Annotated in this window: 15 protein-coding genes and 3 riboswitches; of the genes, 2 read left to right on the top strand and 13 right to left on the bottom strand. The window is 32.3% G+C overall.

Translation table 11 applies throughout. The features are described from left to right. Positions 1 to 21: 21 nt before the first annotated feature. The 13 genes from EV214_RS13245 to EV214_RS13185 all read right to left on the bottom strand — a co-directional run bounded on the left by EV214_RS13245 (position 22) and on the right by EV214_RS13185 (position 12,361). On the bottom strand, positions 22 to 888 hold the full coding sequence (locus tag EV214_RS13245; RefSeq protein WP_132246561.1) for a prenyltransferase/squalene oxidase repeat-containing protein: 867 nt from the start codon (positions 886 to 888) through the stop codon (positions 22 to 24). An 81-nt stretch (positions 889 to 969) separates the two neighbouring features. Then, the gene (locus EV214_RS13240) at positions 970 to 1,593 is read right to left on the bottom strand and encodes an ECF transporter S component (protein ID WP_132246559.1); all 624 of its coding nucleotides are present in this window, start codon (positions 1,591 to 1,593) and stop codon (positions 970 to 972) included. A gap of 1 nt (position 1,594) precedes the next feature. Beyond that, complete coding sequence (locus EV214_RS13235) at positions 1,595 to 3,175, bottom strand: ABC transporter ATP-binding protein (RefSeq protein ID WP_132246557.1); 1,581 nt, start codon at positions 3,173 to 3,175, stop codon at positions 1,595 to 1,597. Further along, entirely contained in the window at positions 3,148 to 4,032 is an 885-nt protein-coding gene (locus EV214_RS13230; protein WP_132246555.1) for an energy-coupling factor transporter transmembrane component T, read from the bottom strand. Before EV214_RS13230 ends, EV214_RS13235 begins: the two co-directional genes overlap by 28 nt. A gap of 8 nt (positions 4,033 to 4,040) precedes the next feature. Next, positions 4,041 to 4,979, bottom strand: a complete 939-nt coding sequence (locus EV214_RS13225) for a DUF4430 domain-containing protein (protein ID WP_165916367.1) — start codon at positions 4,977 to 4,979, stop codon at positions 4,041 to 4,043. A 178-nt stretch (positions 4,980 to 5,157) separates the two neighbouring features. Then, a riboswitch (cobalamin riboswitch) is annotated at positions 5,158 to 5,339 on the bottom strand. A gap of 620 nt (positions 5,340 to 5,959) precedes the next feature. Beyond that, the gene (gene hslO, locus EV214_RS13220) at positions 5,960 to 6,838 is read right to left on the bottom strand and encodes an Hsp33 family molecular chaperone HslO (RefSeq protein WP_132246551.1); all 879 of its coding nucleotides are present in this window, start codon (positions 6,836 to 6,838) and stop codon (positions 5,960 to 5,962) included. A gap of 240 nt (positions 6,839 to 7,078) precedes the next feature. Further along, positions 7,079 to 7,279 (bottom strand): cold-shock protein, encoded by a 201-nt coding sequence (locus EV214_RS13215; RefSeq protein WP_132246549.1) that lies wholly within the window; start codon positions 7,277 to 7,279, stop codon positions 7,079 to 7,081. A 120-nt stretch (positions 7,280 to 7,399) separates the two neighbouring features. Then, complete coding sequence (locus EV214_RS13210) at positions 7,400 to 8,140, bottom strand: class I SAM-dependent DNA methyltransferase (protein WP_132246547.1); 741 nt, start codon at positions 8,138 to 8,140, stop codon at positions 7,400 to 7,402. Between the two features lie 157 nt (positions 8,141 to 8,297). Further along, positions 8,298 to 8,510 (bottom strand): small, acid-soluble spore protein, alpha/beta type, encoded by a 213-nt coding sequence (locus tag EV214_RS13205; RefSeq protein WP_132246545.1) that lies wholly within the window; start codon positions 8,508 to 8,510, stop codon positions 8,298 to 8,300. Between the two features lie 107 nt (positions 8,511 to 8,617). Beyond that, complete coding sequence (thiT, locus tag EV214_RS13200) at positions 8,618 to 9,142, bottom strand: energy-coupled thiamine transporter ThiT (RefSeq protein ID WP_132246543.1); 525 nt, start codon at positions 9,140 to 9,142, stop codon at positions 8,618 to 8,620. Between the two features lie 51 nt (positions 9,143 to 9,193). Continuing rightward, positions 9,194 to 9,301: riboswitch (TPP riboswitch) on the bottom strand. A 7-nt stretch (positions 9,302 to 9,308) separates the two neighbouring features. Next, positions 9,309 to 10,160, bottom strand: coding sequence for a DegV family protein (locus tag EV214_RS13195; RefSeq protein ID WP_132246541.1), 852 nt, complete (start codon positions 10,158 to 10,160; stop codon positions 9,309 to 9,311). A 30-nt stretch (positions 10,161 to 10,190) separates the two neighbouring features. Further along, a complete protein-coding gene (locus EV214_RS13190) occupies positions 10,191 to 11,165 on the bottom strand; it encodes a type II CAAX endopeptidase family protein (protein WP_132246539.1) in 975 nt (324 codons plus the stop codon). 26 nt (positions 11,166 to 11,191) lie between these two features. After that, on the bottom strand, positions 11,192 to 12,361 hold the full coding sequence (locus EV214_RS13185; RefSeq protein ID WP_132246537.1) for a M20 metallopeptidase family protein: 1,170 nt from the start codon (positions 12,359 to 12,361) through the stop codon (positions 11,192 to 11,194). Between the two features lie 145 nt (positions 12,362 to 12,506). Further along, positions 12,507 to 12,697: riboswitch (Lysine riboswitch) on the top strand. A 276-nt stretch (positions 12,698 to 12,973) separates the two neighbouring features. On the opposite strand from EV214_RS13185, the gene EV214_RS13180 reads away from it, so the two are divergent. Together EV214_RS13180 and EV214_RS13175 are read left to right on the top strand one after the other, a co-directional pair. Beyond that, positions 12,974 to 13,738, top strand: a complete 765-nt coding sequence (locus tag EV214_RS13180) for a DeoR/GlpR family DNA-binding transcription regulator (RefSeq protein ID WP_132246535.1) — start codon at positions 12,974 to 12,976, stop codon at positions 13,736 to 13,738. Positions 13,739 to 13,779: 41 nt separating this feature from the next. Further along, positions 13,780 to 14,778: an aspartate-semialdehyde dehydrogenase gene (locus tag EV214_RS13175; RefSeq protein WP_132246533.1), complete on the top strand. Its 999-nt coding sequence runs from the start codon at positions 13,780 to 13,782 to the stop codon at positions 14,776 to 14,778. Positions 14,779 to 14,841: the final 63 nt, after the last annotated feature.

Here is a 14,841-nt window from a genome sequence, read left to right as displayed (position 1 = left end):
GCCTTATTCCCTCCTACAATTTTATTTTGCTGATGTTTTCTTAACTACAGCCTTCTTTTTCTCATCCTTTAGCTTATTAAAATCATGCAATCTATCAAATACAGAAATCTTATTCTTATAATCTATCATAGCTAATAGCGCGTGCCAACTAGCCATATAATTTCCCCTTGAAAGTTTTTTAAGATGCTTAAAGGAACCATCCTTTATTTTATACTGCAAAAGCTTGTTATATAAACTTTTATCTACTGCTAATCCTAATTTCACTTTTGCTAATATATAGTAAGCTACCCCTTCACAACTTTCTTTCTTGTCTAAGTTTTTTTCAATAAAGCTCAAAGCCTTCTTTACTTCCTTGCTATCTTTATTCAGTCCTAATATGCTATAAGCAATAACGCCCATACCTGTCATGTCAATATCTGAATGGTTATATCCTGTAAAAACGCCAAAGCCTCCATCTTCATTTTGATTTTCCTTAAGCCATATTAATGCTTTTTGTTTATCATAATTTTCTTTATTCGCTGCATATAACGAAATAATTCCCCAAATATGGGCATTGATTAAATCTTCTCCAGTACCATCAATATAATCAGCAAATTTTCCATTCTCTCTTTGTGTCTTTACAATCTTTCCTGCATAATCAGAAACATCTTCTCCTTTTGGTATTGCCCCCATCATATATGCTTCATAATCTGTTGTAGCAGTAGAATCATCTACTCTTTTTAGTGTCTTATTCTTTACATCCGTCCCAGATGAATATAACGCCAAAATCCCCCATTCATCAAGTTCTTGCTTTTCTAAGTATTTTACAGTAGCATTAAAATCCAAAGCAAATGCAAAGCTTGTAAAAACCATTAAAATTGCAATTGTTAAAGCCGTTATTTTTTTCACGTTATTACCTCCCTCTTTCCACTTAATTTTTTAAAAAATGATTCACCATTTCTTAAAAATCTTAATTTCCAAAGTTTTTTCTCAATCTATTTTTTGGTTAGGAATCTCAGTATAGTGAATCCTGTCTTTAAATCGTGATAATATATTAATAAAATCCTTTCCAAACAAATAAGCAAAAGTAAAGTTTCCTACAGCATGCATCAAATCAAAATAAAATGAATTGATATATGTGACAATAAAACTTTGCACCGTAAGCGGATATACAAAAGCTAACCAATGCCACAAATTCATAATATAATCAAATAAAAATCCCCAGCAAAATGCAAAAATACCTAAAAGCAATCTAGAAGGATTTTTGAAAAATTTTCTTAATATCCCTCCACTAAAGCCCGCTAGTCCCCAAGCTAACATCTGCCATGGCGTCCAAGGGCCTTGCCCTAAAAAAACATTAGAAGCTAAAGTAGCAATTCCTCCTACCATAAATCCAAATCCCGGTCCAAATACATAGCCCGATATGATTACCAAAAATGTAGTAGGCTGTACATTGGGAATGGCTGCAAAGGGTACTCTAGAAACTCCTGCTAATGCTGATAATGTGGCAATCAAAGAAATTTCTTTTACAGAAATACTTTGTCTCTCATAAGATACAAAAATACAAATAAAAGAAATAAGTAAAATACTTACTGAAATTACACCATAATTCATATTAAATAACTCCCTCTTTTAGATGATCTGTTATATAGCATGCATCTTCTAAAGTAATAATTTTATCAACATATCCACTAAACAATTTATTCATTTGTGTCGCATAATAAATTCCCTCTGTTAAAACATCATATTTTGAACCCACTTGTGCTACACTTCCGTCAAACATCAAACAAACCCGCTCACAGAACTTCCCTACAAATTCAACATCATGTGTCACCAAAATAACGGTCTTTCCTTTATTTTTCAAGTTTAATATAATTTCTCCTAATCTTTCTTTTAAATCTCTGTCTAATCCTCTTGTAGGTTCATCCAAAATCAATATTTCAGGCTCCATAACAAGGATAGATCCTAGTGCAACTCTCTGCTTTTCCCCTCCGCTTAAATCTCTAGGGTTTTTATCTTTGTATCTTAAAAGTTCTAAATTCTTTAATACCTTTTCTATTCTTGATAAATCTTTTATTCCTTTTTGATCGAGTGTATATTTGAGTTCCTCATAAACTGTATCATTAAAAAGATAATCATTTGGATTCTGAGAAAGATATCCTACTTCTCCACATACGGAAAGATTTCCTTTATCAGGTTTTAATAGTCCTGAAATATTTTTTAGTAAAGTAGACTTTCCCCCACCATTTTCACCCATAATACCTAATACTTCTCCTTTAAAAACCTTCAAATCCACACCATTTAGTGCTTCTTTTCCATTTTCATATGTAAAATACAGCTTCTTTATGGATATCGCTTCTCGATTCCCATATTCTTCCTTTGTTTCGTGTTGAATCACTACTGGTTTTTTAAGAAATAAATTTTTTCTTAATTTCTTTCTTCCCTCTTTTACCGTAAGCGGGATATTTTTTTCTCCTAATTTTACAAAGTAATTAGAAACAGACGGAGAGAAATTTTTCTCATGCTTATAGCTCCAGGCTACAAAATCTTTAGGCGCACCATCAAAAATAATTTGACTCTCCTCCATAAATAATACGCGATCCGCTAAATGAAAACATTTATCTATCCTTTGTTCAATCAAAACAATAGTATATCCCAATTCTTCATTTAACCTTTTTAAAATATGTAATATTTCTTCTGCTGCTACAGGATCAAGCTGAGAAGTTGGTTCATCAAAAACTAAAAACTTATAACCCATAGCAATTGTAGCACCAATTGCCAGCTTCTGTTTTTGTCCTCCTGAAAGCTCATAAGTTTTTTTATATCGGATGTCCCATATATTTAGAAAGCTTAGGGTCTCCATTACTTTTTTTCGCATCACTTCATAATTTATACCAATATTTTCAAGACCAAAAGCAATTTCTCGCTCAACTTGCTCCATCACCAATTGCTTTTCTGGATCTTGAAAAACCATCCCAATATCTACTTTACTTTCTACATTTCCTTTTATTTTCCCACCGTAAAACTCTGGAACAATTTTGTTAAATACCCTCCCTAAAGTAGATTTTCCACAACCTGATTTCCCAAAGAGTAATATAAATTCTCCTTCTGTTACAGATAAATTAACACATTTTAAAGCGGGTTCTTCTTTTCTGGGATAATAATAGGTTAAATCTTGTATCTTAAGAATTTCCATCTCTTACACCCCCAAATCAGCAAGATGGCTACCACTAGGATAATATCTATATAAATAAGAAAAATATTTTCTTTCAAATCAAACCCGTGAAAGGTTGGATAAAATTGTACAAATCCAACATTTAAAAAAAAGCCATATACAACAAAACATAACAAAATGAAATTGATCCCATGAAATAAATAATCTATATTTTTTATTTTAACTTGAGAATAAGAGGTTCTAACTCCTTTTCCATATCCTCTAGCATATAAGCTTTCAGCTTGATCTAATGATCCTTCTAAAGAGGCTATAAAAATTACCTTTAAAATGGGATAGTATGCTTTCATTCTTTTCCGTAAATTCTTCTCTTGAAAGTTTACACCTCTTAAAATCATCACATCCTTTACCCGCATGATTTCTAATCTTAATCGATGAATAATGTTTATCGTCATCGATAAAGTAAGGGTAAGCTTATGCGCATATTTTGAAAAAAAGCTAAATGTTTCATCTCTATCTGTCATCAATCCATAAAACAAGAAAATCAATAAAATACAAAATAGCTTTAATGCCATATTTCCTCCATAAGCTAGCGCTTCTTGTGTAATCTTAATTTTACCTATGATAGGAATTTTACCACTTTTATAGAGTATATGGCGCCCATTCTGATTTGCTAAAGGATTTATAATCAAAATCAATGCAGCTGTATATACCCCATATTTCATGGTTGTTTTCAACTGTTTTCCTTCTCCTAAAAGCAATATACTCACTACTATAAAAATTAAAATAGAGCATATATAGAGTGGATGATTATAGATTAATGCCATAAAAAATAAGATCATAGAGAATAATATCATTGTAAACGGGTGTAACTTTGCCATATCATCACCTAATTCTTTATTGGAATATTGACCATTTCATCTTCTGTTACAATTATAGAAAATTTGCCTTTCAATTTTTCTGGATTTTCATAAAGAAGCTTTATAGCTTTTTTAATACACGCTTCATCATTTCCAGTAATCAACCATATTGTGCCTGATAATCCATATTCTTTAACAATCGAAGTAATCACAGCGCCTTTTTTATATTCCTTTGCAATTTCTCCTTTTTCATTGAGTGCCTTTATATTTTTATCCATCTTAAAATACAATCCAGTTTTTTTACCATTTTCATAAAAACCTTTTATTGTATCTGATTTAGATAATGCATCCCATGAACCAATCAGTATAGAATTTATTTCTCCATTCTCTAATACTTGTTCATCCATATTTTTAAACACTATATTTTTTACCCCTTGTTCCTTTAAAAAACTTGCAAACCCTTGACTCTCTTTTTCATAATTTTTTTCATATGTTATTTCTGTTTTTAAAACATTTTCATCATGCGCATTGATAAAATTTATAGGATAAGCGCCGATAATACTTGATCCATATCTATTATTACTCCAATCATGATAATCCCATACCACTACATCGCCTGATTTCAAATAATAATCTTGCGCCCCTACTTCTGGTAAAATCCCATTTACATAATAAAACCAATCTACTTTCTTCTTATCTTCCACACCTGTAAACCCTGATTTAAGACCACCAATTGCATTGATGAAACCTCCTCCATAAGCCGTCTCTATATCAAAGTTTTCTTCCATTACTTCTATAGCATTTGAATCTTCTGAAAAGTCAACAGCTTTCTCAGATACTATTTCATTGCCAAAATCTCTTGAAACAATCACTTCTATCTTGCCATTTTCTAAAGTTGATTTTTCAGTACACCCTACACATGTACAGATAAAAATTATGCATAGAAAAATAAATAAACCTTTTTTCATAAAAACACCTCCATATCTTCTAAAATAAACAATCCTTCCCATAAACTGGAAAGGATTAAAGATATATGTATTTCTGTTATCCTATATACTGTATAGAATGTAAAAATTATCTGATTGATGATAGTATAAGAAAGAGTCTGAGGCATACATATATCTCCAATCCCTCAAAGCCGGAGGTTAATTGAAGAATGCCATATTAGGTCTTCTGGCTCCCAGGTCATCTTTAGATCAGGCCTTCCCATCTAGTTTTATACTAAACAGTGACATCTTCTGATCCTCATCTCCGGTTACAGCTGCGACTACAGCAAAGGTTCTTCACCTTTTTCCCTAAGCAAAAGCAATATTGTTTTATTTTATTAGATAAATTTTATCATTCTAAGTTATTTATTTCAACATTATTTGTCACATTTTTCTATGTTTTTATTCTAAAGTGAAAAACTGCCAGCATTATACTAGCAGTCTTCCATTAAAAAATGAACAAATATATGTATAAACTTCGACATAGTAAATTTTATCTTACTTTCCAAATAATATCAATACCTTTTTCACATTTTTCCTCATTTACCATCTATTCAAAGTAAAACCTGCTGATAAAACACCCTCAGACTTTCAGTTTATTTCACACAAAGACTTACACCGTCTTTTGCCCAAGAATCAATATTTTTAGTATCTTTAAATATGTCTAACTCTTCTAATGCTACATTACTATATCCTTGGTTCTTTCTTATATTGTGTGGATTTAATCGCTTTATATTTTTTCCAATTATGTAAATTGGAATTGTAATTATTCGAAAGCTGTTGGTAGATTAAATTCTAAATCACTACAAATTAAATAAACTATATTTATAAAATGTTTGGTAGTTCCGTAACCTCGTGCTCTGCGCTTAACAGATTGAATGATACTATTAATACCTCTAGCACACCATTTGTGGAGATGTTTCACCAACGAAATAAATGAAAAATATAATAGTTGAAAATAACTACTGTGCTTCTTCATACAATCTTTCTAAATGTTCCTTATCAAAATGGTATTTTGTATTGCAAAAATGACATGTAAGCTCTGCTTGTCCATCTTCTTCAATAATTTCTTTTAAGTCTTTTGCACCCACACTAATTAATGCCTTTTCAAGCTTTCGAACGGAACAATCGCACACAAAGTTCACTTCTTTTTTGTCTAGTATTTCCACATCAAATTCATCTAAAACCATTCTTAGCATTTCTTCTCCATCTGTTGTTATTTCCATAAGCTGCGTAATAGGTGGCATCCATTTCAATCGTTCTTCAAGCCTAGTAAGTACTTCTTCTTGAACATCTGGTAACACCTGAATAATGAAGCCTCCTGCAGATTTAACAGTCTCGTCCCGATCAACTAATACACCTAGACCTACAGCTGAAGGCTGTTGCTCTGAATAAGCAAAATAAGCTGTGAAATCTTCTGCGATTTCTCCTGATACTAAATCAGATTGTCCACTATAAGGTTCTTTTAACCCCAAATCTTTAATGACGATCATTTTACCATTCCCTACCGCACTACTAACATCTAGCTTTCCATCTTGTCTTAGCGGCAAATCTACAGAAGGATTTGCTACATACCCCTTTACATTTCCTAGATTGTCTGCTACTGCTAAAATTTCCTTTAATGGACCATCTCCCTTGATTTGTACAGATAATTTATTCTGTTCTCCTTTTAGCATCAGCCCCATGATTACAGCGCCTGTAAGTGTTCTTCCCAATGCTGCTGTTGCAACAGGTGTGGTATTGTGTTTTTTTCTTGCTTCTTCTACTAAATCCGTTGTAATTGCAAAAAAAATGCTTATACTTTTATCCGCTGCGATTGCACGGATCACATAATTTTTCATTGTATTTTCCTCCTACCATTCTTCTTATATATAAAGCAATAATTATTTTACATAAGTATTTTGAGATAAGATTAAAACTACTTTGATCTACCTATGTACAATTATCTTAAATATAAACGATATATTGCTACTTATATATCTATATTATACGCTAAATTTATATGTATAAACACAACAAAAGCCCCGATTACCATTAATCATCAGGGCTATCACTTGCTACATGTTCATTAAATTTGTTTATTAAGCTCTAGAAACATTTGTAGCTTGAGGTCCTTTTTCACCTTGAACTACTTCGAATTCAACAGCTTGACCTTCTTCTAAAGTTTTGTATCCATCCATAGTAATCGCTGAGAAATGTACGAAAACATCGTCTCCATCTTCTCTTGAAATAAATCCAAAACCTTTTTCTGAATTAAACCATTTTACAGTACCTTTTTCCATTTAAATAATCCTCCTAACCAATTTCATACATACTTACATTATATGTATAATAATATCTTTTACTACATATCGATTTTATCATAGGTATTCTTTTGTGTCAATTAAAATCATTACCTCCAACTATTTTTGGCACACAAAATAAATACGTTCACTTTCTTCTTTTGGGTCAGAAAATGTAAAGGCTTCAAAACACTCTATTTTCTTAAATCCAATCCCCTTTAGTTGATCTAATATTTCCTTTTCTTCGTAGGCTCTTTGGCTGTGTGTTTCCTCATATTTTCTATAGGTATCCTCTTCTTTTACGAAAATAGTCAAATCAAAATCACACATTTTTTGCGCTTCTTCAAAATAATTTTCCCATATATACGATACTTCTTCAAAATTTTCTGCATAAGTATTGTTGCCCAGTATATTCGCTAGTTTATAATAGGTACTAATATCAAATATAAATAATCCCCCATCCTTTAAATGATGGTAGACAGACTTGAATACTTTTCGTAGATCTTTTTCATCTGCAATATAATTTACCCCATCACAAACACATAAAATTCCATCTAATTCAGTAGGCAAGGATAATTCTCTCATATCATGGTTTAAGTAGATTACCTCAACACCCATAGCCCTTGATTTTTCTTGCGCAATAAAGAGCATATCCGCAGAAATATCCACACCAATTAGATTATATCCCCGCTTTGCCAAAATGTTCGTAACATTTCCAGTACCACAAGCCAGTTCTGCTATATTTTTGGGTTTTATACCGCATCTTTCAAATATTTCTTCAATATATAAAACCCATCCTTTGTAATCTACATCTTCCATCAACTGATCATATACATAGGCAAAAGCACTATAACTCTCCATTTTATCTCTCCCTTATCTATTTCTAAATCCCTCACTTAGGAATGTTCTAAAAAATAATTCGAATTTCTTCGTGACTTAGGTGCATTATTTATTTTGCATCCCTTATTCTATTATAATGAATTTTTGTTCTTTAGAAAAGAAAAAGAGATAGATTCTTCTATCCCTCAACTGTTTTGTTATTTTTTAATTGCTTTTTTTTGACGGTAATAAGTCCACCAATTCTTCCTGTCTCTTTTGCAGTAAGACCGCCCCATCCCAATATTTCTACTTTTTCTAGCAGTCCTAAATCTTTCGCAATTTCATACTTCCACTGATCTTCAATCGTCTCTATTTTTTTCTTCTTATTTTTCTCACTATTTTTCTTTGACATATATATCCCTCCCCTATTTAGTATTATGGGTAAGGGGTATATATTTTATACCATCATCAATAGGTTTCTATATGATTTTGCAAAATATTTTTTGATTCACACGCTCTTTATAAATTTGGTAATCTTTTAAAACTTTTATATAACAGTCCAACAACAACAACAGATATAATACACTCTGGTACTAAATAAGAAGCATTATACATACCTGAGTAAATCCATGGATTTGTTCCTTCTGGTGCATAAGATGCAAATACAATCGCTCCGGAAATCACATGGGATACAAACCTTCCAAAGATCCCTATAAACACCCCTAAAAATACACCTGCCAAACTTTTTCTAAATAACCCTGCTAATCCTAACAACCCAAAAGCCATGCTATAATCAAATAATAGTGATACAATATGGGTAGAATAAACCGTTCCTAATATTAATTGTAATATACCATATACCCCCCCTACAAACATACCAGGTTTTACCCCCCATCTTATAGCATAAAATAGAATGGGCACCATACTTCCAGCTGTAACCGATCCTCCGTTTGGCAACTCAAAAACTCTCACATAGCTTAATATTTGGGCTACTGCAATCATAATTCCCGCTTCCACTAACATTTTTGTAGATATTTTTCTCACGATCATTCCTCCTTTTTTGTATATAAAAAAATACTGCACTCAAAAATGCAGCATCGGATTAAATCATTTCCCTCCGCTGGCATTATCCAGATCAGGTTATGGGTCGGAACAAACACATTCCCTCTCAGCCAAATTTATTTAGCTCCCCTTTTTCGTTTAAATTTTTTTATTCCTCTATCACTTCATACGTTATTAGACCAATCAAACCAGGTCCTGTATGTATGCCTAAAACTGGACTGATTGGACCAAAGAAAGTTTCATCTACATTTCTAAATTCCTTAATCCTTTTTAAAAGATCTCTTGCTTCCTCTTCAGCATCTCCATGCATCACTGCAACATTTACTTTTTTATCTTTTGATTTTTCTTTTATAATTTCGTACAACTGTTCTATGGATTTTTTTCGACCTCTTACTTTCGCGTAAGCATAATATTTTCCTTCTTGGTCTATAGAAATAATTGGCTTGATTCCTAAAATTTCTCCTACCGTACCTTCAAGAACACCTATTCTTCCACCCCTACGCAAATAGTCTAACGTCTTTAATACATAAAAAACTTTTGATTTGCTCATTGCTTCTTTGGCTCTTTCACAAATTTTTGAAAAATCATTTGTTTTTCTTAGTTCACGCGCTGCTTCAAGTACAGGAAATCCTAATCCCATGGTTAAAGATTTAGAATCTAATAATTCAATTTTTAATTCATTAAATTTATCAGAAAAGTTTTTGACCATATTATAAGTACCACTCAATGCCCCGGAAATAAGTATTGCTAGTACATGTGTATATCTTTGTTCTTGTAATTTTTTAAACAGATTATGCACATCTTCTGGTGAAGGAAGTGAAGTTTTAGGAATTTCATGATCTAATTTTTCATAAACTTCTTTTCCAGATATTTCTATTCTATCTCTAAATTCTTTATTTGAATAAATAATTCTAAGGGGAAGTATTTTAATTTCATATTTTTCCAATAACGCATCCGGCAAATCACAAGTCGAGTCTGTGACAATCGCAATTTTTTTCATTTAAAAACCCCCAACTTCTATTTTTATCCCTTATTGAAGCATCATATATTTTAGTTGTGAATACGCAACATATATAAATATAATAACCGTTAACAGTATAGGTGTAAATACATAAATGGATGTTTTGTTAGATATTTCTATGCTTTCATCCTCTTTTTCTAACCTTATGTCCTCTATATCTCTATTCTCTTTCCTATTTTTTGTATCTTTTATGATGATCCTTAGTAAAAAATATGCCCCTATTCCTGTAATTGTTGCAATAACGCCCACGAAAATAGTCGCTACACTTAAAGATAGCGTGTTTGGTATCTGAGACATTGTATCCATATTTGATTGAGGCAATTGATCCTTTACCAAATTCATAAGAAACCCAAGGGTTACAGCAATCCCATTGTTGGTCATATGCCCAATCATACCTGCAAACAAAGAACCTGTTCTATATACAAGGTATCCAAAAACAAGTCCTAGTACTACAGGTCCTGCAAAATTTTGAATATTAAAATGAAACAAACCAAATAAAAGAGACGATATCACAACCGCATGAATGCTACCAAGTTCTTCATAGCCCCGTAAAACCAATCCCCTAAAAAATATTTCTTCACAGATTCCTGCGGACATAGCAATAATCACCATCAAAATAAAATATTCTGTTATATTATTAGCAGTTGGAATAGGCGGAGATTGTATTTTTCCTATCGTACTAATAAACGTCATCACAATCAGATTAAAGAATAAAGCGATTGGATAAACGAGTATCGTAATGGCAATCACAATAAGGCTATGTTTTATGCTTAATGGATTTAATCTTAATACCCTTTTAAAACCATATCCTTTTAATTTGATATAGATAAGGGGTGGTAATAAAACCAAAACATATTCCGTTATGACAAGTCCCATTTTCAAATCTTTATTTTGCACATAATAACCGACTGTTAAAAGTAGCATCGCGGTAACAAAATATAGTATATTTACCCCTAAAATATCTATTTCTTTTCTTTTTTCCAAAAAATCCACTCCTTATAAAGCCTTTTTTATTGCGCTACCCCTTTTATATGCCTTAGAAAGGTTACATATACTTGAATTCCTGTAAGAAGCACCTCTTCATTAAAGGTAAATCGACTATTATGTAGCGGATATATATGCCCTTTTTCTTCATTTTTAACGCCAAGGAAGAAGAAGATTCCGGGAATTTTTCTTTGAAAATAAGAAAAGTCTTCAGCAATCATCTGTGGTTCAATAAGATCAATATTTTCCCCTCCAATCGCATCAACCAGATCCTCTACCATATTCTCATCATTGTTTACAGCAGGATACATATCTCTAAAGATAACCTCTACCCTACAATCATACATTTTTTCAATCCCATTAGCTATTTCTATCATTCTTTTTTTCATCTTTTTATATACTTCTTCACTAAAAGCTCTTAATGTTCCTTCTAAACAAACTTCTGCAGCAATAATATTTCTTCGCTCGCCTCCCCACATCTTTCCAATTGTAAGTACAGCGCCTTCCGTCGGGTTAATATTTCTACTGATAATGGTCTGATAGATAGAAAGTAGATTTGATGCAATAATAATCGCATCATTTGCCTTTTGTGGCATGGCACCATGACCGCTTTGACCATACACTTTAATATCAAATTCACCTGTTTGAGCCATTAAAGGACCCTTTTTACACCCAATTTTCCCTTCCTTTACTTCTGGAAATACATGGAGTCCCATAATTTTATCAATATGAAATTTTTCAATGACCCTCTCTTCAATCATTGGTTCTGCTCCACCAGGCCCTTCTTCAGCAGGCTGAAATAAAAAAACAATATTATCTTTCACTTTATCTTTATGCATAGATAAAAGCTTCGCAAGACCTAAAACAATGCTCATATGTGCATCATGTCCACAGGCATGCATCATTCCTTTGTGCTTTGACGCATAATCAACGTCTGTTTTTTCCTCCATACTAAGGGCATCCATATCTGCACGAAAAGCAATCGTTCGATCTCCTATAGTCCCTTTTAGATATCCTACAACACCGGTTTTAGCAATATGCTTATAAACCTCAATCCCATACGCCTCGAGTTTTTGTATGATAAAAGCACTTGTTTTTTCTTCTTCAAATCCAATTTCAGGAATCTGATGTAGCGTCCTCCTTATAAGCACAACTTCTTCTTTTACATCTAATATTTCTTTCTCAATATGAATCATTCTGTTCACCTCTTAAGTTATTAATAAAAATCATATATAAAGTTATTGTATCCTTTTTTTTCATCTTAGAAAAGAGAAAGTTTTGGGTTGACATGTATATAATCCTATGTTACGATACCTTAAAATGAATATTTAGAAATAAGCGTTGTGTTTTAGAGGTTGCGATAGACAATGAGTATTTTAAACTAGGCAAAGGGAGCTCTTATGTTTAAATGAAAGGTGTCGTCGCCGAAGCGTATATCCAACCCTTTGGATATACTGCTGGTATGATGTTAAATAAGCATCTTACTGTCATTGGTAGATTACCCAAGCTATCAATGGTGCGCTACTTCACACGGGGTGAAAGTTGTATTCTATCTAGCGTTTATAAACGGCTAAAAGAACCTTTTACTCTTTTGCCGTTTTTTATTTTAAAAAAATGGCGCATCTTTATCTCTCTGAAGTATCTCACCTTATTCTATTTTTTTCATACCTTCTAATTCCTATTATTTTCATAAATATTTCAAAAAACGATTTACATACTTTTTATAATATTATATTATAAATGTAACCAAATATTAATAAATATATTATAATAATATTAGCAAGAGTTAATCTTAGGAGGATGGTCTATTGATTACAGAAGTCCGAAGGAAAAAAATAGTAGAACTCATCGAAAGAGAAGACATCGTAAACCTACAACAATTAACTGAAGTTTTCAATGTATCCATCTATACGATAAGAAGAGATCTTTCAGCATTAGAAGAAAAAAGTCTTCTTAAAAAAATACACGGTGGCGCTGTTAAAGTGGAAAAATCAAAGTGGATTCCATCTATTGAACAAGGAAAAACAGAAGCACTTGATGCAAAAAGAAAGATCGCACAAAGGGCAGCACAATTTATTGACGATGGAGATACCATCATGCTTATGGGTAGTATGATCAGTCTATTGATGATCCAGTTAATCAAGGATAAAACCATTACAGTCGTTACAAATTCTCTAGATGTAGCAAAAGAATTAGCACAATTTTCTAATATTGAAACCATTTTAATTGGTGGTCGCATCAAAAACTATAAAGGTAATATACTGGGTTCTAGAGCGATCAATGATTTGAAAACGTATCATTTTGACAAAGCCTTTATCCCTTGTGCTGGCATTAAAGAAAAGTTTGGTATTAGTACTTCAACAATTGATAGCAGCGATTTTTTAAAAACCCTTATTGGGTGTAGTAGACAAAATATTGTCATTACTGACTACAGAAAAATTGGAAGAATCACTTTTTCAAATGTATGTACATTAGATCAAATCCATATACTCATTACTGATGATCAAGCCAACAAATCAGAACTGGCAAAAATAGAAAAAAGAGGCATTCAGGTAGAAATTTGTACTATTTAAATATAGAATCATAAATCATATTGAATTCAGGAGGGAATCACATGAAAAAAATAAACATTGCAGTAGTAGGTGCAACAGGAATGGTTGGTAGAACATTTTTAAAAGTATTAGAGGAAAGAGATTTTCCATTTGAAAACCTATATGTATTTGCATCTAAAAAATCAGCGGGTCAAACCGTAACTTGTAAAGGCAAGGAATTTACAGTAGAGGAATTAACTGAAAACTCTTTTGATAGGGATATTGATATTGCCCTATTCTCAGCAGGTGGCGATACAAGCAAACACTTTGCACCGATTGCTGCTTCAAAAGGTGTCATTGTTGTAGACAATAGTAGTGCCTTTAGAATGGATAAAAGCATTCCTTTGGTTGTTCCAGAAGTAAACCCTGATGATATTAAGTGGAACAAAGGTATTATTGCAAACCCAAACTGTTCTACCATTCAAGCTGTAGTGGCTTTAAAACCACTACACACGGCATATAAAATAAAAAGAATCGTATACTCTACTTACCAAGCTGTATCAGGCTCTGGTGTAAAAGGGGTTCGTGATTTAGAAGAAGGAATGAAGGGCAATGACCTTTTGACTGCTTATCCTCACCCGATTGCAGGAAATTGCATCCCTCATATTGATGTATTTTTAGAAAATGGTTATACAAAAGAAGAAATGAAAATGATTGAAGAGACCAAAAAGATATTCAATGATTATGACTTAAAGATTACGGCAACGACTGTAAGAGTTCCTGTAAAGGATAGTCACAGTGAATCGATCAATTTGGAATTTGAAAATTCCTTTGAATTAGACCAAGTAAGAAATGTTTTAGAAAATGCACCTGGCATCATTGTTCAAGATTATCTTTCTAACAATGTATATCCTTTAGCTAGAGATATAGCTGGAAAAGATGAAGTTTATGTTGGAAGAATCAGACGCGACTTTAGTGTTGAAAATGGACTAAATTTATGGGTAGTAGCAGATAATATTCGAAAAGGTGCTGCAACAAATGCAATTCAAATCGCAGAACTTTTAGTTCCTACGCTCGCTTAATTCACATAGAATAATTCTAGTAAGTTATTTTTTATGATCTGTTAAATTATAATGAAAGGATGG

This window comes from Marinisporobacter balticus, from assembly GCF_004345705.1.
Classification (GTDB): domain Bacteria; phylum Bacillota; class Clostridia; order Peptostreptococcales; family Thermotaleaceae; genus Marinisporobacter; species Marinisporobacter balticus.
This window is presented reverse-complemented; position numbering and strand designations above follow the sequence as displayed.